Source organism: Actinomyces sp. oral taxon 175 str. F0384, from assembly GCF_000223355.1.
GTDB classification, from domain to species: domain Bacteria; phylum Actinomycetota; class Actinomycetes; order Actinomycetales; family Actinomycetaceae; genus Actinomyces; species Actinomyces oris.
Genome location: NZ_AFUR01000001.1, coordinates 1,291,404 through 1,311,116, shown reverse-complemented (window position 1 = coordinate 1,311,116; position 19,713 = coordinate 1,291,404). Strand labels below are relative to the sequence as shown.

The 19,713-nt window shown below is 66.9% G+C and carries 16 protein-coding genes; 12 read left to right on the top strand and 4 right to left on the bottom strand.

Annotated features, from left to right (window positions below):
- Window positions 1–137: 137 nt before the first annotated feature.
- From pyrR to HMPREF9058_RS05430, 12 genes are all read left to right on the top strand, one after another.
- Window positions 138–806: a bifunctional pyr operon transcriptional regulator/uracil phosphoribosyltransferase PyrR gene (pyrR, locus tag HMPREF9058_RS05485; RefSeq protein ID WP_009747510.1), complete on the top strand. Its 669-nt coding sequence runs from the start codon at window positions 138–140 to the stop codon at window positions 804–806.
- Window positions 803–1,792: an aspartate carbamoyltransferase catalytic subunit gene (locus HMPREF9058_RS05480; protein ID WP_009406264.1), complete on the top strand. Its 990-nt coding sequence runs from the start codon at window positions 803–805 to the stop codon at window positions 1,790–1,792. The genes pyrR and HMPREF9058_RS05480 overlap by 4 nt, the downstream gene beginning before the upstream one ends.
- Window positions 1,789–3,111, top strand: a complete 1,323-nt coding sequence (locus tag HMPREF9058_RS05475) for a dihydroorotase (protein WP_009405815.1) — start codon at window positions 1,789–1,791, stop codon at window positions 3,109–3,111. Before HMPREF9058_RS05480 ends, HMPREF9058_RS05475 begins: the two co-directional genes overlap by 4 nt.
- Window positions 3,104–4,327 carry a glutamine-hydrolyzing carbamoyl-phosphate synthase small subunit gene (carA, locus tag HMPREF9058_RS05470; protein WP_009747346.1) on the top strand — a complete coding sequence of 408 codons (1,224 nt, stop codon included), beginning with the start codon at window positions 3,104–3,106 and terminating at the stop codon, window positions 4,325–4,327. The genes HMPREF9058_RS05475 and carA overlap by 8 nt, the downstream gene beginning before the upstream one ends.
- Window position 4,328: 1 nt before the next feature.
- Window positions 4,329–7,688 (top strand): carbamoyl-phosphate synthase large subunit, encoded by a 3,360-nt coding sequence (carB, locus tag HMPREF9058_RS05465; RefSeq protein ID WP_009406078.1) that lies wholly within the window; start codon window positions 4,329–4,331, stop codon window positions 7,686–7,688.
- Window positions 7,685–8,563, top strand: a complete 879-nt coding sequence (gene pyrF / locus HMPREF9058_RS05460) for an orotidine-5'-phosphate decarboxylase (protein ID WP_009747527.1) — start codon at window positions 7,685–7,687, stop codon at window positions 8,561–8,563. Before carB ends, pyrF begins: the two co-directional genes overlap by 4 nt.
- A 152-nt stretch (window positions 8,564–8,715) precedes the next feature.
- Complete coding sequence (mihF, locus tag HMPREF9058_RS05455) at window positions 8,716–9,027, top strand: integration host factor, actinobacterial type (RefSeq protein WP_009406210.1); 312 nt, start codon at window positions 8,716–8,718, stop codon at window positions 9,025–9,027.
- 57 nt (window positions 9,028–9,084) lie between these two features.
- Window positions 9,085–9,678, top strand: coding sequence for a guanylate kinase (gene gmk, locus HMPREF9058_RS05450; protein ID WP_009747581.1), 594 nt, complete (start codon window positions 9,085–9,087; stop codon window positions 9,676–9,678).
- A gap of 45 nt (window positions 9,679–9,723) precedes the next feature.
- Complete coding sequence (gene rpoZ, locus HMPREF9058_RS05445) at window positions 9,724–10,122, top strand: DNA-directed RNA polymerase subunit omega (protein WP_009405492.1); 399 nt, start codon at window positions 9,724–9,726, stop codon at window positions 10,120–10,122.
- 12 nt (window positions 10,123–10,134) lie between these two features.
- Window positions 10,135–11,472, top strand: a complete 1,338-nt coding sequence (gene coaBC / locus HMPREF9058_RS05440; RefSeq protein ID WP_009406357.1) for a bifunctional phosphopantothenoylcysteine decarboxylase/phosphopantothenate--cysteine ligase CoaBC — start codon at window positions 10,135–10,137, stop codon at window positions 11,470–11,472.
- A 69-nt stretch (window positions 11,473–11,541) separates the two neighbouring features.
- A complete protein-coding gene (metK, locus tag HMPREF9058_RS05435; protein WP_009405685.1) occupies window positions 11,542–12,747 on the top strand; it encodes a methionine adenosyltransferase in 1,206 nt (401 codons plus the stop codon).
- 39 nt (window positions 12,748–12,786) lie between these two features.
- The gene (locus HMPREF9058_RS05430; RefSeq protein WP_009747281.1) at window positions 12,787–14,934 is read left to right on the top strand and encodes a primosomal protein N'; all 2,148 of its coding nucleotides are present in this window, start codon (window positions 12,787–12,789) and stop codon (window positions 14,932–14,934) included.
- Between the two features lie 47 nt (window positions 14,935–14,981).
- Here the strand turns inward: HMPREF9058_RS05430 and HMPREF9058_RS12770 are convergent, their stop codons facing one another.
- From HMPREF9058_RS12770 to HMPREF9058_RS05410, 4 genes are all read right to left on the bottom strand, one after another.
- Window positions 14,982–15,644: a TetR/AcrR family transcriptional regulator gene (locus tag HMPREF9058_RS12770; RefSeq protein ID WP_083816352.1), complete on the bottom strand. Its 663-nt coding sequence runs from the start codon at window positions 15,642–15,644 to the stop codon at window positions 14,982–14,984.
- 196 nt (window positions 15,645–15,840) lie between these two features.
- Entirely contained in the window at window positions 15,841–17,205 is a 1,365-nt protein-coding gene (locus HMPREF9058_RS05420) for an MFS transporter (protein WP_009406072.1), read from the bottom strand.
- A 131-nt stretch (window positions 17,206–17,336) separates the two neighbouring features.
- A complete protein-coding gene (locus HMPREF9058_RS05415; RefSeq protein WP_009405614.1) occupies window positions 17,337–18,350 on the bottom strand; it encodes a DMT family transporter in 1,014 nt (337 codons plus the stop codon).
- Between the two features lie 187 nt (window positions 18,351–18,537).
- The gene (locus tag HMPREF9058_RS05410; protein WP_004564867.1) at window positions 18,538–19,665 is read right to left on the bottom strand and encodes a serine/threonine protein kinase; all 1,128 of its coding nucleotides are present in this window, start codon (window positions 19,663–19,665) and stop codon (window positions 18,538–18,540) included.
- Between the last annotated feature and the right edge of the window lie 48 nt (window positions 19,666–19,713).

Genomic DNA, 19,713 nt, shown 5'->3' with positions numbered 1-19,713 from the left:
TTCCGCAGCCATTGGCGTGACCTTCGTCTCCGAAGGTCGTGCTGTGTGGGCGAGCACATCCTGCCGGAGGTGACGTACACTCGATGGCGACCAACATCCTTTAAGTCCGTCCAGAGAGGCGGGGAAGGAGGCCTGAAATGGCCGAAAGTTTGTCAGGCGCCTCTGGCGCACCGATCCAGGGCAAGGAGATCCTCGGACCTCCCGATATAGCCCGTTCCCTGTTCCGTATCGCGCACGAGATTTTGGAGCGCAACCAAGGGACGCAGGACATCGTCGTCCTCGGGATCCCCAGTGGGGGAGCACCACTCGCGCACAGACTCGTCGAGGCGCTTGCTGTCGCCGCGGGAGAAGGGACGCAGTGGTCCGAGCAGGCCGAGCAGGCACAGGTCGCCGCCAAGGTCCCGGTCGGCACCCTGGACATCACCATGTACCGCGATGACCTGGGACGTCACCCCATCCGTGTTCCCCGCCCCACGGAGATCCCCCAGGGGGGCATTGACGGCAAGGTCGTCATCCTCGTCGACGACGTCCTCTACTCCGGGCGCACCATCCGGGCCGCCCTCGACGCCCTGGGCGCCGTCGGCCGCCCCCGGGCCGTGCAACTGGCCACACTCGTGGACCGCGGACACCGGGAGCTGCCCATCCGAGCCGACTACGTGGGTAAGAACCTGCCGACCTCCCGCTCTGAGAAAGTGGTGGTGTCCCTGACCGAGCTTGGCGCCTCCACCGACGCCGTCACCATCGTCCCCGCAGACGTCCCCACTGAGCGTTCGAGTGAGCGCAGCAACCAGGAGGCCACCCGATGAAGCACCTGCTCTCCGCCAAGGACCTGACCCACGACGAGGCGGTCATGGTCCTGGACACCGCCGAGGCGATGGCCGCCACCCAGCGTCATGCGGTCAAGAAGCTTCCGACGCTGCGCGGCAAGACCGTGGTGAACCTCTTCTTCGAGGACTCCACCCGCACCAGGCTCTCCTTCGAGGCCGCCGCGAAGCGCCTGAGCGCCGACGTCATCAACTTCTCGGCCAAGGGCTCCTCAGTGTCCAAGGGCGAATCCCTCAAGGACACCGCCCAGACGATCATGGCCATGGGGGCGGACGCCGTCGTCGTGCGCCACTCCGCCTGCGGCGCCGCGCACCTGCTGGCCCACGCCGGCTGGATCGACGTGCCGGTCCTCAACGCCGGTGACGGCACCCACCAGCACCCCACCCAGGCCCTTCTGGACGCCATGACGCTGCGACGCTGGTACGTCCCCGGAGCGCCCGCGACAGCGGACGGCAGCCCCTGCCCGCAGGGGCGGGACCTGGAGGGCGCCCGCCTCATCATCGTCGGAGACGTCCTGCACTCCCGGGTGGCCCGTTCCAACGTGGACCTCATGACGGCTCTCGGCGCGAAGGTCACGCTCGTCGCACCTCCCACACTGCTGCCCGTCGGTATGGACGACTGGCCCTGCGAGGTCTCCTACAACCTCGATGAGGCGATCGAGGAGATTCAGCCCGACGCCGTCATGATGCTGCGCATCCAGCGTGAGCGCATGAGTGCCGCAGGAGGGGGCTTCTTCCCGAGCCCTGCCGAGTACTCCAGCGTCTACGGCCTCACCTCCGCCCGTCGCCGGGCCATGCCGGAGCACGCGATCGTCATGCACCCCGGCCCCATGAACCGCGGCCTCGAGATCACCGCCGAAGCCGCCGACGCCCCCCGCTCGCGCATCATCGAGCAGGTCGGCAACGGAGTCTCCGTCCGTATGGCCGCCCTCTACCTCCTCCTCGCTGACGAAGGGAACCAGCTGTGACCTCCCACCTCCTGACCGGTGTCCGCCCCTACGGCGAGGACCCCACTGACATTCTCATCACCGACGGCACCATCACCGCCATCGGCCCTGACGCAGCGGCGAAGGCCCCGGCCGATGTCCAGCGCCATGACCTGGACGGGCTCATCGCCCTGCCCGGGCTCGTCGATATCCACACTCACCTGCGCGAGCCCGGAGGGGAGTCCGCCGAGACCATCTACTCCGGTACCCGCGCCGCAGCCGTCGGCGGCTACACCGCCGTTTTCGCGATGGCTAACACCACGCCCGTCCAGGACAACGCCGGTGTCGTGGAGCAGGTACTGCGGCTGGGCCGTGAGGCCGGCTGGGTGGATGTCCACCCGGTGGGCGCCGTCTCGGCGGGACTGGCCGGCGAGCACCTCTCCGACATGGGTGCCATGGCGACCTCCGCCGCCCGGGTGCGGGTCTTCTCCGACGACGGCAAGTGCGTCTCCGACCCCGTCCTCATGCGCCGGGCCCTGGAGTACGTCAAGTCCTTCGACGGCGTCATCGCCCAGCACGCTCAGGACCCCCGCCTCACCGAGGGCTCCCAGATGCACGAGGGCGTCGTCTCCGCCGAGCTGGGACTGCGTGGCTGGCCGGCGGTGGCCGAGGAGTCGATCATCGCCCGCGACGTCCTGCTGGCTGAGCACGTCGGCTCGCGTCTGCACGTGTGCCACCTGTCCACCGCCGGCAGCGTCGGGATCATCCGCTGGGCCAAGTCCCGCGGCATCAATGTCACCGCCGAGGTCACACCGCACCACCTCCTGCTGACCGATGAGATGGCCCGCACCTATTCCCCGCTGTACAAGGTCAACCCCCCGCTGCGCACGGCCGAGGACGTCGAGGCGGTTCGCGAGGCCCTGGCCGATGGCACCATCGACGTCGTCGGCACCGACCATGCCCCGCACCCGGTGGAGGACAAGGACTGCGAGTGGCAGGCCGGAGCCTTCGGCATGACCGGCCTGGAGACCGCACTGAGTGTCCTGATCGAGACGATGGTCGCCACCGGCCGCATGACCTGGCGCGACATCGCCCGGGCCATGTCCTCGACCCCCGCCAGCATCGGCCGCCTGAGCGACCAGGGCTGCGAGCTCGAGGTCGGCGCCCCGGCCAACATCACTGTGGTCGACCCCGAGGTGCGCCGCACCGTCGACGCCTCCGCCCAGTGGACCAGCTCCACCAACACCCCCTACGCCGGGATGGAGCTGCCGGGACAGGTCATGGCCACCTTCCTCCACGGCCGCCCCACCGTGCTCGACGGCGCTCCCGTTGAGGCTCCCGCCGGCTCGGCTCATGACTGAGCTGAGCCACCGCCCAGCCGCCCTCCTCGTGCTGGAGGACGGCTGGGCCCTGCGGGGCCGCAGCTACGGGGCCCAAGGGCGCACCATTGGAGAGATCGTCTTCTCCACCGGGATGACCGGGTACCAGGAAACACTGACCGATCCCTCCTACCACCGCCAGATCGTCGTGCAGACCGCGCCACACATCGGTAACACCGGGGTCAACGACGAGGACGCCGAGTCGGACCGTATCTGGGTGGCCGGCTACGTCGTACGCGAGCCTGCTCGGCGGGCCTCCAGCTGGCGCTCCCGTCGGGAGCTGGAGGACGATCTGCGTGACGCCGGCATCGTTGGCCTCTGCGAGGTCGACACCCGGGCCCTGACCCGGCATCTGCGCGAGGCGGGCGCGATGCGTGGCGGCATCTTCTCCGGGGACGCCCTGCCTGCCGGAGGCACTGACCCCGGTGGTCCCAGCCAGGCCTGCATCGACATCTGCCTGGAGGCCGTGCGCAGTGAGCCGCCCATGAGCGGCCGCGCCCTGGCCGCCGAGGTGACCACTCCCTCCGGCTACGTCGTCGAGCCCACCGGACCGGCCAAGGGACAGGAGCCGGTCGCGGTGCTGGTCGCCATCGACCTGGGCATCAAGTCCCGCACCCCGTGGCAGTTCGCCGAGCGCGGCGTACGCGTCCACGTCCTGCCCCAGTCCACGACTCTGTCCGAGATTCTTGTCCTCAGACCCGATGGCGTCCTGTTCTCCAACGGCCCCGGAGACCCGGGGACAGCGGACGCCGAGATCGAGCTCCTGCGAGGCGTCCTCGACGCGCGCATCCCCTTCTTCGGCATCTGCTTGGGCAACCAGCTGCTGGGACGTGCCCTGGGCTACGGCACCTACAAGCTCACCTACGGGCACCGCGGCGTCAACCAGCCCGTTCTGGACCGTGCCACCGGCAAAGTGGAGATCACGGCCCACAACCACGGCTTCGCCGTCGACGCCCCCATCGATGAGCCCTCTGTAGCCCCCTTCGACAACGGTCGCTACGGTCGGGTGGAGGTCTCCCACCTGGGACTCAATGACGGTGTGGTCGAAGGGCTACGGGCGCTGGACCTGCCGGCCTTCTCCGTCCAGTACCACCCCGAGGCCGCTGCTGGACCCCATGACGCCGAGCACCTCTTCGACCGATTCATCCGCCTCATGCGGGAGCACCGCCGGGGCCAGGACCGCGAGGACACGAACTGACATGCCTGTTCGCCCTGATATCAGCTCCGTCCTGGTCATCGGATCGGGCCCCATCGTCATCGGGCAGGCCTGCGAGTTCGACTACTCCGGCACCCAGGCCTGCCGCGTCCTGCGCGCTGAGGGAATCCGCGTCATTCTGGTCAACTCCAACCCGGCCACGATCATGACCGACCCCGACGTCGCCGACGCCACCTATATCGAGCCGATCACCCCCGAGGTGCTGACCACCATCATCGCCAAGGAACGGCCCGACGCCCTCCTGCCCACCCTGGGCGGGCAGACCGCCCTCAACGCCGCCATGAGCCTGGTCGAGCGCGGCGTGCTCGATGAGTACGACGTCGAGCTCATCGGCGCCTCCGCCGCGGCCATCAACGCCGGGGAGGACCGTGACGAGTTCAAGGACGTCGTCGAGCGTTGTGGCGCCGAGGTCGCCCGCAGCGTCATCGCCCACACCATGGATGAGTGCCGCGCCGGGGTCGATGCCCTGGGCGGATACCCGGTCGTCGTGCGCCCCTCCTTCACGATGGGCGGCCTGGGCAGCGGTGTCGCCTTCAATGACTCGGACCTGCATCGCATCGCCGGGGCGGGTCTGGCGGCCTCCCGCACCACCGAGGTCCTCCTGGAGGAGTCGATCCTGGGCTGGAAGGAGTACGAGCTCGAGCTCATGCGCGACACCGCCGACAACGTGGTGGTCGTGTGCTCCATCGAGAACGTCGACCCCGTGGGAGTGCACACCGGCGACTCCATCACGGTCGCCCCGGCCCTGACCCTCACCGACCGCGAGCTCCAGAGGCTGCGGGACATCGGCATCGCCGTCATCCGGGAGGTCGGGGTCGATACCGGTGGCTGCAACATCCAGTTCGCCGTCGACCCGGCCACCGGCAGGATCATCGTCATCGAGATGAACCCCCGCGTGTCCCGGTCCTCAGCCCTGGCCTCGAAGGCCACCGGCTTCCCGATCGCCAAGATCGCCGCACGCCTGGCCGTGGGGTACACGCTCGATGAGATCCCCAACGACATCACCGGCTCCACCCCGGCCTCCTTCGAGCCGACCTTGGACTATGTGGTCGTCAAGGTGCCGCGCTTCGCCTTCGAGAAGTTCCGGGGTGCTGACCCCCGGCTCACCACCACCATGAAATCGGTGGGCGAGGCTATGGCGATCGGTCGCTCCTATACGGAAGCCCTCCAGAAGGCCTTGCGCTCTCTGGACAAGAAGGGAACCGTCTTCCACTGGGACGGACCGGCGCCCAGCCAGCAGCAGACCGCTGAGCTGCTGGAGTCCATCGCTGTGCCCACCGAGCACCGACTGGTTGATCTCCAGCAGGCCGTGCGCGGTGGAGCCACCATTGCTCAGCTCCACGAGGCCACCCGCATCGACCCCTGGTTCCTGGACCAGATGCTGCTTCTTGAGGAGGTGGCCCAGGAGGTCAAGGGTGCATCCGCGCTCACCGCGGACGTCCTGGCCCTGGCCAAGCGCCACGGCTTCTCCGACGTCCAGGTCGCCTCCCTGCGCGGCATCAGCGAGGACACGGTGCGGGAGGTCCGCCATGCCTTCGGCCTGCGGCCCGTCTACAAGACCGTTGACACCTGCGCCGCCGAGTTCGCCTCACGCACCCCCTACCTCTACTCCAGCTACGACCTGGAGACCGAGGTGGCATCCCGCGAGCGTGAGGCCGTCATCATCCTGGGCTCGGGTCCTAACCGGATCGGCCAGGGCATTGAGTTCGACTACTCCTGTGTTCACGCCGCGATGGCGCTGTCCGATCGCTACGAGACCGTCATGGTCAACTGCAACCCTGAGACCGTCTCCACCGACTACGACATCTCCGATCGGCTCTACTTCGAGCCGCTGACCTTCGAGGACGTCATCGAGATCTACGAGGCCGAGCTGGCGGCCGGCCCCGTGACCGGTGTCATCGTCCAGCTCGGTGGCCAGACACCGCTGTCTCTGGCCGCCAGGCTGGCCGAGGCCGGGGTGCCGATCCTGGGGACGAGTCCCGAGGCGATCGACGCCGCCGAGGACCGTGAGGCCTTCGGGGTCGTTCTTCAGCGTGCCGGTCTGCCCGCACCGGCGCACGGCACCGCTCTGAGCGACGAGCAGGCGCGCTCGGTCGCCCAGGGCATTGGCTATCCGGTCCTGGTGCGCCCCAGCTACGTGCTCGGCGGCCGCGGTATGGAGATCGTCTACGACGCCCAGGGTCTCGACGACTATCTCCAGCGCGCCGGTCTTGAGCCCGGCGGCGTCTACGGTACTGGGCCACTACTCATCGACCGTTTTCTCGACGACGCCATCGAGATCGATGTTGACGCCCTGTACGACGGCAGTGAGCTGTTCCTCGGTGGCGTCATGGAGCATATCGAGGAGGCCGGCATCCACTCCGGTGACTCCGCCTGCGTCATGCCGCCCATGACCCTGTCCGACACGGAGATCGCTCGCATCCGGCGCTCCACTGAGGCGATCGCCAAAGGTGTGGGCGTGCAAGGGTTGCTCAACATCCAGTTCGCCCTGGTCTCCGACGTTCTCTACGTCATCGAGGCCAACCCCAGGGCCTCGCGCACAGTCCCCTTCGTCTCGAAGGCATCCGGTGTGCAGCTGGCCAAGGCGGCGGCCCTCATCATGACGGGGGAGACGATCGCCTCGCTCAGGCGCTCCGGTCACCTTCCCGAGGCTGACGCCGCCGTCACCGATCCCGATGACCCGATCGCCGTCAAGGAGGCGGTCCTGCCCTTCAAACGGTTCCGTACCACCGAGGGCCGTGTGGTCGACACGATCCTGGGGCCTGAGATGCGTTCCACCGGCGAGGTCATGGGCTACGACGTCGACTTCCCGCGGGCCTTCGCCAAGTCCCAGGCCGGTGCCTACGGTGGTCTACCAGGAGAGGGAACGCTGTTCGTCTCGGTGGCCGACCGGGACAAGCGAGCCATCATCCTGCCGGTGGCTCGGCTCGCGGAGCTCGGCTTCACGGTCCTGGCCACGACCGGGACCGCACAGGTGCTGCGCCGCAACGGGATCGACGCCTTGGCGGTGCGCAAGATCAGCCAGGGCGTTGGCGACCACGGCGAGCAGACGATCGCCGAGCTCATCGAGTCCGGAGCCATCGACATGGTGGTCAACACCCCCAAGGGCCAGGGCGCCCGTGCCGACGGCTACTCCATCCGCGCGGCCACCACCGGTGCCGACCGTCCCATCATCACCACCGTCCAACAGCTCCAGGCAGCGGTCCAGGCCCTCGAGGCCCAGCTGCGCGGTCCCTTCCGGGTTCGCAGCCTCCAGGAGCACATCGCCGCCCGCCGATCCCGGCGAGGCCCGGTGTCCGAGTCCCACCCCGTGGCCCCCGTTGACGACAAGGAGACCAGATGAGTTCCGCCGCCGCTCACCAGACCAGTCGACGCCCCTTCGGAGCCCGCCTGGCTGACGCCATGGACGACCACGGCCCCCTGTGCGTCGGCATCGACCCCCACCCGAACCTGCTCGAGGCCTGGGGCCTGGCCGACTCGGCCGCAGGCCTGCGGGACTTCGCCCTGCGGACCATCGATGCGGTTGGTGGACACGTGGCCGCCGTCAAGCCCCAGTCCGCCTTCTTCGAGCGTCATGGCAGCGCCGGCATCGCGGTCCTCGAGGAGGCCCTGGCGGCCCTACGCGACCTCGGCACCTTGTCCGTTCTCGACGTCAAGCGCGGGGACATCGGTTCCACGATGGCCGGCTACGCTCAGGCCTACCTGTCCGACGACGCTCCTACAGCCGCCGACGCCATCACCGTCTCGCCCTACCTGGGCTACGGGTCCCTCACACCTGCACTCAACCTCGCCGAGACCAACGGACGCGGCGTCTTCGTCCTGGCCCTGACCTCCAATCCGGAAGGAGCCGGCGTCCAGCACGCCGTCAACGGGGACCAGGCCGTGGCCGCCGGCATCGTGGAGGGCGTGACCGCCTCCAACGCCCAGGCCAGTGGCGAAGGCAGGCTCGGCAGCATCGGGCTGGTCATCGGCGCCACCGTCGGTGGGGCCGTGAGCGACCTGGGAATCGACCTGCAGCGCGCCAATGGTCCGTTGCTGGCGCCGGGCGTGGGCGCCCAAGGCGCTGGGCCGGCCGAGCTGGAGGCGGTTTTCGGGACGGCGCGCCGTCAGGTCCTGGCCTCCACCTCACGCGGGGTTCTCAAGGCGGGACCCTCCATCGACGAACTGCGAAAAGCAGCGTCGGCATTCGCCTATGAGGCCGCAACAGCTCTGCGCTGAGTCTGAAGGTGCTGCAGCCCGCCTCGGATTGAGGGTGTGTGCGGAAACACGAAGTCGGTGGTGGAATATAGGCCCCTGCGAATGCGAGTACACCTGGCCCGACTTATGCTCGTGGTGCGGGTCACTGGTATTCGACCGGGAGGAGACACACCATGACGCTTCCGACGCTGACACCCGAGCAACGGGCTCAGGCACTGGAGAAGGCTGCAGCGGCGCGATCGCATCGCGCCCGTATCAAGTCCGAGCTCAAGAGCGGGGAGCTCAAGCTCTCCGAGTTCTTCACCGCCTCAGAGACGGATGACGTCTTGGGCAAGATGAAGGTCAGAGCACTGCTCATCTCCCTGCCACGTGTGGGGACCACAACAGCTGATGCCATCCTCGCTGACGTGCATATCGCCGAGTCGCGGCGAGTGCGTGGGCTGGGAGCGAACCAGCGGGCGGCACTCGTGGAGCGCTTCGGCTAGGAAGGCCGCTTAGACGCTGGGTCGTGCCGACGGGTCCCGGTAGGCCATGATGTGGCCATGACCGACGTTGCTGCCACAGACCCGTCCGTTCCCGCTCTCGCCCGCCTGACCGTTCTGGCCGGCCCCACGGCGGTGGGTAAGGGCACTGTCGTCACCGAGCTGCGCAGACGTCATCCAGACCTGTTCGTCTCGGTCTCGGCCACCACCCGTCGGCCTCGTCCCGGTGAGGTCGACGGCGTGCACTATCACTTCGTCAGCGATGAGGACTTCGACTCGCTCGTCGCCAGCGGCCAGATGCTGGAATGGGCTCTGGTCCACGGAGCGCATCGTTACGGCACCCCCCGGGGCCCGGTCCAGGACCGGCTTGATGCCGGATGCCCCGCACTGCTGGAGATCGACCTGGACGGTGCCCGGCAGGTGCGTCGGGCGATGCCTGAGGCCCGCCTCGTCTTCCTCGCGCCGCCGAGCTGGGAGGAGCTCGTCCGCAGGCTCGTCGGTCGCGGTACTGAGGATGCCCATGAGCAGGAACGGCGCCTGGCCACGGCCCGCACCGAGCTGGACGCGGCCGGGGAGTTCGACCACGTCGTCATCAACGACACCGTGGCGAGCGCCACCGCGGAGCTGGAGAGACTCATGGGATTGGGCAGTTAGAATAACGTGGCTCTGAACTATCGAGATTGAACCGGAGGCATGCACATGCTCGGAACCTCTCCCCAGCCCGAGGGCATCACCAACCCGCCGATCGACGACCTCCTGGAGAAGGTTGACTCCAAGTACGGGCTCGTGGTGGAGGCCGCCAAGCGCGCCCGCCAGATCAACACCTACACCCAGCAGCTCGAGGACAACCAGTTCGAGTTCTTCGGTCCGCTGGTCGACTCCGAGGTCGGCGAGAAGTCCCTGGGCATCGCTCTGCGTGAGATCGCCGAGGACAAGCTCGAGGTCATCCCAGGGGACGTGGCCCGAGCCCGCCGCGCCGAGGCCGAGGAGGCCCGTCGAGCCGCGGAAGCCGACATGTTCAGCGACATCTCGCTGGATGCCCCGGTGTCCCTCGAGGGCGGCGAGACTCCCACCAGCCTCGACGACATCCAGTTCTGAGCCCGGCTCGCCATGGACGAGCCGCACACTGCTGTGACTGAACGCGCCGTGACCGCCGTGGAGCGGCCACGGCGCGTCGTCGTCGGCGTCGCCGGGTCGATCGCCGCCTACAAGGCCCCCTTCGTCGTTCGACTGCTGCGTCAGGCCGGGCACGAGGTCAAGGTGGTGGCTACCGAGTCGGCGCTGAGGTTCATCGGTGCTCCGGCTCTGGCGGCGGTCAGTGGCAGGCCCGTATCCACCGGGGTCTTCGATGACCCGGCCGCCGTCGAGCACGTGGCCGTGGCCGAGTGGGCCGAGCTCGTCGTGGTCGCTCCGGCCTCGGCGGACCTGCTGGCCCGGGTACGGGCAGGACGGGCCGACGACATGCTCACCGCGACGATACTGACCTGCCAGGCCCCCGTCGTCCTGGCGCCGGCCATGCACACCCAGATGTGGGTCAACCCCGCCACCCGGGAGAACGTGGCAGTGCTGCGTGAGCGTGGTCTGACGGTCATCAAGCCGGACAGCGGGCGCCTGACCGGCAAGGACTCCGGAGTGGGCCGGATGCCCGAACCCGAGCAGATCGTGTCGCAGGCCCTGGCCGCCCTGACACAGCCCGCCACCGGGTTCGCGGGAGCGCAGGAGGCCTCGGGGGAGGGCGACAAGAGTCTGCAAGGACGTCACGTCGTCATTTCGGCCGGCGGTACACGTGAGCTCATCGATCCGGTGAGGTACCTCGGCAACCGCTCGTCAGGGCGCCAGGGCTGCGCACTGGCGGCGGCCGCTGCCGAACGGGGAGCCCGCGTCACCCTGGTGCAGGCGCACGTGGCCTCCGACCTGCTCAAAGCCCTGCCTGCGCAGGTGAGCGTTGTTGCGGCCGGTACCGCCGCGGACATGCTCCGTGTCGTGCGCGACGCCGCCCGCGACGCCGACGCCGTCATCATGGCTGCCGCCGTCGCCGACTACCGGCCCGTCACCGTGGCCACCACCAAGCTCAAGAAGCAGGCGCCCGCCGGCGAGGAGCCCTTCAGCGAACCGACCATGTCCATTGAGCTCACCACCAACCCGGACATCCTGGCCGGGTTGGTGAGCGACCCGCCTCGGCCCGGACAGATCGTGGTCGGATTCGCCGCCGAGACCGGGGACGAGAACGGTGACGTGCTCTTCCACGGCAGGGCCAAGGCCCGCCGAAAAGGGGCGCACCTTCTGGCGGTCAACGCGGTGGGGGAGGAGCTCGGCTTCGGAGACGTCCCCAACGCCGTCGTCGTCCTGGATGCCCACGGCACTGAAGTCGCGCGTGGACAGGGCAGTAAGATGGACGTCGCCCGCCTTCTCATCTCTTTGACCGCTGACCTGGTGAATGGAGCCTGAGGGCCGGCTTCCGCATTTTCGTGGGTAACGCCACGACGGATCAGTTCCGGCGGTGACTACGATGGGTGCGTGAGTTCCTCCTTACGTCTGTTCACGTCCGAGTCGGTCACTGAAGGTCACCCGGACAAGATCTGTGACCGTGTCTCTGATGCGATTCTCGACGCCATTCTCGAGCAGGACCCCACCGCGCGCGTCGCGGTGGAGACCATGGTGACGACCGGCCTGGTGCACGTGGCCGGAGAAGTCACGACGGAGAGGGCCTACGTTGAGATCCCTGAGATCGTTCGCCAGGAGATCTCCGCCATCGGCTACACCTCCTCAGATGTCTGCTTCGACGCTCGCTCCTGTGGTGTGTCGGTATCGATCGGGCAGCAGTCCGCGGACATCGCGGCGGGGGTCGACAAGTCCCTTCAGGCCCGTCGGGACGACACGGACATCGATCCTCTCGACCTGCAGGGTGCCGGAGACCAGGGGCTCATGTTCGGCTACGCCTGCGACGACACCGCGGCTCTCATGCCCCTGCCCATCCATCTGGCTCATCGTCTGGCGGAGCGTCTGGCCTTCGTGCGCAAGCAGGGCATCGTCCCGGGACTGCGCCCCGACGGCAAGACGCAGGTGACGATCGGCTACGACAACCAGCGCCCGGTGAGCCTGGATAACCTGGTCATCTCCACCCAGCACGACGCGGACCGCACTCGTGCCTGGTTGACCGACGCTCTGCGTACAGAGGTCATCGAGCCGGTGCTGGCCGCCCAGGCAGAGGCCGGTACCGAGCTCGACACCGCCGACACCGACGTCCTCATCAACCCTTCGGGACAGTTCGTCATCGGTGGTCCGGCAGGTGACGCCGGCCTGACGGGACGCAAGATCATCGTGGACACCTACGGCGGAATGGCCCGTCATGGCGGGGGCGCATTCTCCGGCAAGGATCCCTCGAAGGTGGACCGCTCCGCCAGCTATGCCATGCGCTGGGTCGCCAAGAACGTCGTCGCAGCCGGACTGGCCAGAAGGTGTGAGATTCAGGTGGCCTACGCCATCGGCTCCGCTCACCCCGTGGGCGTCTACGTGGAGACATTCGGGACGGCGGCCGTTCCTGAGGAGCGCATCATGAAGGCCGTCAACGAGGTCTTCGACCTTCGCCCGGCCGCGATCGTGCGCGATCTCGACCTGCTGCGTCCCATCTACCGCGCCACCAGCTCCTACGGCCACTTCGGGCGTCCCGGCTTCAGCTGGGAGGCCACCGACCGCGTCGAGGCCCTGCGCCAGGCCGTCTGAGTCCCGCGTACTCGGGGCGGGAGACTTCCGAGGGGTTGTATGGCAACCGGCTACGACGACGCCGCTTCTGCCTCCGGTGAGTCGGATGGCCCCGCACGTGGCTACGGCGTCAGCAGGCAGGGTGAGCTGCTGGAGCTGCCAGAGCCCGGTCAGCGCACAGTGACGGTGGCCGGGGTCCGTGACCCCGTGGCCAGGGTCCTCTTGGACTCCCCGGTGCCGCACCTCGACCGCACCTTCGACTACCTGGTTCCTGCGGCGATGGCGCAGCAGGCCCTGCCTGGCACCCGGGTCATGGTTCGCTTCGGTGAGCAGGAGATGCGCGGATGGATCTGGGAGCGAGGGTCCACAACCACCCATATCGGCCGGCTCTCGGCTCTGCGGCGAGTGGTCTCCGACCTCCCGGTCCTGCCGGAGGGCTCGCGTCGCCTCATCGGGGCCGTTGCCTCCCGCAGCTGCGGAACACGCTCCGACGTCATCCGTCTTGCGGTTCCGGCCAGGCACGCCACCACGGAGAAGGCTGAGAGGGACAAGGCTCCCCTCGCACTTCCCACCTGGGAGCCGCCGTCCTCAAGTGAGCTCAGCTGGCAGCCTTACGACGGTGGTGAGGAGTTCCTGAGACGGCTGGCTCACGGTGAGGCTCCACGCGCGGTCTGGTCCGCCCTGCCGGCCCAGCTGCCGCCGCCCGAAGCACGTTCGTCGGACGACGACGGCAGGCGCGTCCCGGTGGTCTTGCCGTGGCAGCTGTGCCTGGCCCGAGCCATCCAGGCCACCTTGGCGAGCTCTCGCGGCGCCGTCGTCGTGGTGGCGACGACCCATCAGGCTGAGACCCTGGCAGCCCGGCTCAGGCGCGACCTGGATGGGGAACCGGTGGTGGTGCTCTCGGCCGAGCACGGTCCTGCGCGCCGTTATCGGGCGTTCCTGGCTCTCCTGCTGGGGCGAGCCCGGGTGGTCGTCGGCACCAGGGCGGCGGCCTTCGCCCCGGTGCACCGGCTTGGGCTGGCGGTCGTCTGGGACGACGGGGACAACCGGTTGGAAGAGCCTCACGCCCCCTACAGTCATACGCGCACGGTGCTCGCCCTGCGCTCGACGTTGGATGGAGCCGGCCTGCTCATCGGTGGATTCAGCCGTTCCGTGGAAGCGCAGTCGCTCGTCGAGCAGGGATGGTGTCAGAGTCTGGCGGCGCCACGGCACATTGTGCGCGGTGTTGTCCCTCGTGTGGAGGTCCCCGGCCCGGCTGAGCTGGACCGGGAGGGCGCGTCCGGGGCGGCCCGGCTCCCGTCGCTCGCCCATCAGGCACTGCGGCGCGCCCTTAAGGACGGGCCGGTTCTCATCCAGGTGCCGCGCGCCGGCTACGCGCCGTTGGTGGCCTGCGCCCAGTGCCGCGAAGCCGCTCAGTGCGCTGTCTGCGGCGGCCCGCTGGCGATGGACCAACGGGGGCGTACCTCCTGCCGTTGGTGTGCACGTACGGTGGGCCAATGGAACTGCCCCGAGTGCGGCGGCCATGGACTGAGGATGGCGACGGTCGGTTCTACCCGGACGGGTGAGGAGCTGGGGCGGGCCTTTCCGGGTGTCCCCGTGGTGGTCTCGGGGGCACGGGAGACCCACGGCGTCATCGACGAGGTAGACGACGCGCCACGTCTCGTGGTGGCCACGCCCGGGGCGGAGCCGGTCGCCGAGGGCGGATACCGGGCTGTCCTACTCCTCGACGGCGCCGCACTGTCTTCCCGTCCTGATCTTGGTGCTGCCAGCGAGGCATTGCGCCAGTGGTCCAATGCGGTGGTGCTGGCGGCGCCGTCGGCCCGCGTTGTTCTTCTGGGAGGCCCAGAGCCGGTGGCGGCACAGGCCCTCGTGCGATGGGACCAGGCGGGATTCGCCCGCAGAGACCTTCTGGAGCGGGCCGACCTGCACCTACCGCCCGCATGGCGAGTGGCCCGCTTGGACGGGCCGGTACGCGCCGTGGAGTCCCTCCTGGCTCAGGCCGAAGCCGATGGCTTTGAGGTGCTCGGCCCGGTGGCTCCACCGCCTGTTCACGGTCAGGTGCTCCCCGGCGCAGCCAGGGCCCTGGTACGCGCTCCGCTGTCACGCGGCAAGGCGCTTGCCACCATGCTCGGGGTACGACTGCGCGACCGATCAGCCCACCGCGAGGAGCCGGTTCGTGTTGAGCTCGATCCCACCCGTTTGTGGTGAGGGGCCATCAACATCGAGGCGGGAGGCAGACCCGCTCGGACGGTGCACTAGTCGGCGGTGCTACCCATCACCGCTGCGACGGGCGACGAGGCGGGAGAGCCATGAGGCGACGCAGCGCTCACTGTGCCACCAGGCGCCTGGAAGGGCGGCATGCCATGGGCCAGGGAGATGAGATCCGTCAGTAGCCCCGCGGCTGTGGACTTGACGTTCCACCCCTCACTGAGCGCGGTGACCGCAGCACCATCCACGACAGCGATGACCATCTCCGGTTCGAGCGGGCTGTCGAGCTGGCGCAGCACGCGGCGCAGTGCGGCATTGAGACGTTGCCGCCCCTGACGATAGGCGTGCTTCACCGGTGATGCCTGGCTGGCTGAGATGAGCTGAAGATAGTGCCCGAAGTAGCCGCCATGGGCGGGAAGAGTCGCTTGGAGGATGAACCGCACCCGTTGGGGGACGTCCGGAACGCCCTTGAAGGCCTCCACCCGGTCGGCGACGTGCTCCGCCCGAGACGCCCACAGTCCGATGTTGACCAGACCCGCCTGGTGGAGGAGATCCTCCAAGCCGTCGAAGTAGTAGGTTGTCGCGGACAAGGAGCACCCGGCTCGCTTGGCGACACTGCGGTGGCTGATCGCGGACGGTCCTGACTCACGGATGATGGCCGCCGCGGCTTCGATGATGGTCTGACGACGGTCCTCACCTCGCGGGGTCACTCGCGATTCCGTGCGAGAGCCTGCGGACACGGAAGTATCACTACTCGCTGCCTCTCCAGCGTCATCTGCATCAGTACGAGCCATGCCCATCATCTTACGACGACAACGCGTTGAAGTCCGTAACAAGACGGTGATAATGACCTCGTGAGCAAGCAGGCTATATTCAACCTGTCGCCACATGCTATCAGTGAGTGGGTCAGAGTTCGGAGTGAGCCTGCTCCTCAGTCAGCTCCGACCCATGAATCGCACGAGAACGGAAGATTGCCACCATGGCGATCAGCGCGATCACCGTGAGATAGACCGCAGGCGCCAGGGGGGAACCAGTGACCTTGATGAGCCATGTGACAACGAACGGCGTTGTTCCGCCAAGAAGCGCATTGGCCCCGTTGAAGGATAGGGCAAAGCCCGAGTAGCGCACGTTGGTCGGGAAGGACTCAGCCAGGAAGGTGGCCAGAGTTCCATCATTGGCCGTCAACGCTATAGCGAAGACGATCTGACACAGGATGACCGCTGCAAGCATGCCCGCAGCCTTCGTCATCACAACGAACAACGGAATCGTGAGCACAATGAACGCGACGCAGGCGGCGATGAGCATCCGACGACGCCCGAATGAGTCCGACAGGTGTCCCATGAGGAAGATCGCCGCAATATAGACGACCAGCATCACCGAGGTAGCCAGAGTGGAGGTGTCCTGGGAGAACCCGAGCTCTTCGTGAACATACGTCGGCATGTAGGTGAGAAGCATGTAGAAGGCAACGGCGTTGAGGCAGGAGACTCCAAAGGTAATGAGGGTCTCATGCAGGTGGTCTCGCAGCAGCAGTCGCAGAGGCTCGGACCAGCTGGTGGCCTTCTGCTCCTGCGGCATCTCCGCGCGCATCTCCTGGTATGCAGGGGAGTCCTCCAGGTGCACTCGGATGTAGCGGCCGATGAGCCCCAGTGGCCCCGCCAGGAGGAAGGGAACTCGCCAGCCCCAGGTGTTCATGGCATCGTCACTGAGGACCGAGAACATGCCCGTCACCATGAGAGAACCGGCAAGCAGGCCACAGGCAGTAGAAGCCGGAACCAGCGACGTGTAGATACCGCGCCGAGCCGGAGGTGCGTACTCGGCAAGGAAGGTTCCGGCACCCGCGTACTCACCGGAGGCGGAGAATCCCTGAATCATTCGCAGGACAAGAAGGCCGATAGCACTTGCCATGCCGATAGCCGCGTACGTGGGAAGGAGACCGATGAAGAATGTCGATCCGGACATGATAAGAATCGACCAGGACAGTGCCCAACGGCGCCCCCAACGGTCTCCCCATGCCCCCCATACGACGGCGCCGATCGGGCGCAGAATGAAGGACATCGCGAATACTGCGTATGTCGAGAGCAACTGGACTGATTTGTCAGCGGCGGGGAAGAAAGCGTGACCAATGACGGTGACCAGGTATCCGTACGAGGCGTAGTCGAACCACTCAATGAAGTTTCCGATGAAGCTCGCCTTCGCTGCACGCCTCAGTGCGAGACTCCGTTCTGAGTCCAGATGATGGTCTTTCGTGCTTCCTGAGTGGGAGGTGTTCATAGCCTATGACTCCGGCTCGGTGGATGTCGACGATGACGTAATGGTCATCCCAAGGTGAGACGTTGATGACTCTACATGTGATCCTGTCTGCCCGCTGGGAGTTGGTGCAGGCAGACAGGATCACAGGAGGATCAGGACGTGGAGGCGCGTGATTTCCGGGCGATGGCATCCACGATGATCGGGGCCAACCCACCGCCGACAATGAGCAGTCCGCCGATCATCCCCATGGGCGTGAGCTTCTCTCCCCAGACGAGCAGGCCGCACAGAATGGCGACCGGGCACTCCCAGTAGGAGATCGTCGAGTACTCAACGGCAGGCAGGTTGCGTCCTGCAACGACCAGGAAACCCAGTGCGAAGAGGCCGCAGACGAGGAAGAGGGCCACTGCCCACATCCAGTTGGTGGCGGTGAAGGTGGAAACTCCGTGCCAAGGACGCAAGACGATGGACATGACCAGAGTTGCGCAGGCGGCCCAGAAGAAGTTCCACACACCGCGGACGATTGAATCAATGTCCTTACGGTACCCGTAGAAGAACAGTGCCAGACCGTAGAAGACGCCGGACAACAGACCTAAAAGATCCCCTAGGCTCTTCTGAGGGAACTCAGGTGTTGTGGCAGACAGATCCAGTCCGAAAGTCAGAGTCCCGTTCTTGAAGTCGATGATTCCGATGGTCAGCAGCATTCCTATGAACACAAGAGACAGGAAGATGCCGGAGAGCACGCTGATCTTCTCTTTGCGGAAAATGCGTGCGAGCAGTGCGCAGAACAAGGGGCCTGTGTAGATGAGGAAGACGGCATTGGAAATGGTCGTCATCAGGGTCGAGGAGATGTAGCAGCCCAGGGACAGGCCGATACTGACCCCTCCCAGGATCACGGTCGTGCTCAGGCGGGTGCTCTTGAACAGCTCGGACTTCCCGGTGAAGATGAGGATAAGAATGAACCCGAGTAGTCCGACGCTCATGCGGCCGAAGGCCAGGAACGAACCGATGACGGACTTGTCGGCGTGAGCGAGGCCGGCGGTCGTACCACGACTGATGGTGCCGACAAGCCCCATCCCGGTGGCGGAGAGAAGCATGGCGATGGCGCCCAGCTTCTTGTTCATGACGTACTCTGTGACAGAGGATTCAGCGGACGATGTCTGTGACATGGCAGTTGTGTCTCCTGAGTTCTCCCCCGGCGTGCGCGACGGACCGGCATCCTTGCCAGGTCTCACGCGGTCAGGAGGGCCTTCCCAGTCCTATGGAGCGTCCGCTGACCGCGCTGCGAAGAGCAGAGCCGGGTAAGGTGCGGGGCGGCAGCCCGGTCCCATGAGCCGCCGCCCCGCACCCTTGAGATCAGACCAGAGTCGGGTCAGCGACCTGGTTGGGGAAGTAGTCCTCGCAGCCGCCCTCGCGGTAGACGTCCGCCGTCGCGCAGTGGAGGCCACCGCCGAAGGCGTAGGCGTCGCGGAAGGGAACCGGGATGACATTCATGCCGAGCTTGTCCATCTGCTCCATCTGGTGGACCTCGCTGGCCTCGACACACACGGTCTTGTGGTCGATGACCAGGCAGTTCATGGACAGCCAGACGGAGGAGTAGCACAGCGGCGGCGGAACCTCGTGGGCCGGGGGAGCCGCGTCGACGATCTGCCAGTCGTTGGCCTCGAAGATCTTGCGCTGCTCCTCGGGCAGGCGGCGGTGCGGGTTGTTGATGATGAGCCCGGGCCGCAGCGGCACGAAGGTGGCGTCGATGTGGATCGGGTAGGGGTCGCCGGGGAAGTTCACCGCGTGCACCCGCAGGTCCGGGTAGTAGCGCTTGAACCACTCCATAGCCTTGCGGTTGGTAGTCAGACCGTGCTGGATGAACAGGTCCTTACCCACGCGCATGACGTCGGCGGCGTCCCACATCGGCTCGACCTCAGTAGTCACGAAGTCCTTGGCGGCGGTGCGCTCAAGGCGCTCCTCCAGGGAGATCCGCTCGTCGTAGTAGTTGTGCTTGTAGGACTTGTCCGTCAGCCGCGGACGAGGGGCCTGGGTCCACTTGAACTCCGGGTCCTCCTCGAAGTACTGGTTCATGAGGGGCCAGTAGGCCAGGTACTCGAAGTAGCGGCAGCGGAACGAGTTGGCCGACGCCATGATCTCGTCACCGATGGTGAGCAGGATGTCACGCGGAGGCATCTGGGTGAAGCCCGACTCCGTGCGGAAGTCAGGCGTCTGGATGGCCTGGTTCCACTGCAGCGGCGTGGGGCGGTCCACCTGGACGCCCAGACCCTCGAGGATCTTGACGTAGTTGTCGAGCTGCTCGTTGGCGGCCTCAACGGTGGCGGTGGGACGGGGGCCCCACATGCCGCGCATCTCGGAGTCGATCGGCACCTTCTCAGAGGTGGCGGGCTCCTCGGGAGGAATAACCGAGAAGTCGGCGCGTCCGACGATGACACGCTTGAGAGGGTCGAAGTCGTTCCAAGAGTTGACGATCTTCGTCATGAGTAAGTCACTCCTTTGTGCTCGATGTGTGATGCGTGAATGAAGACA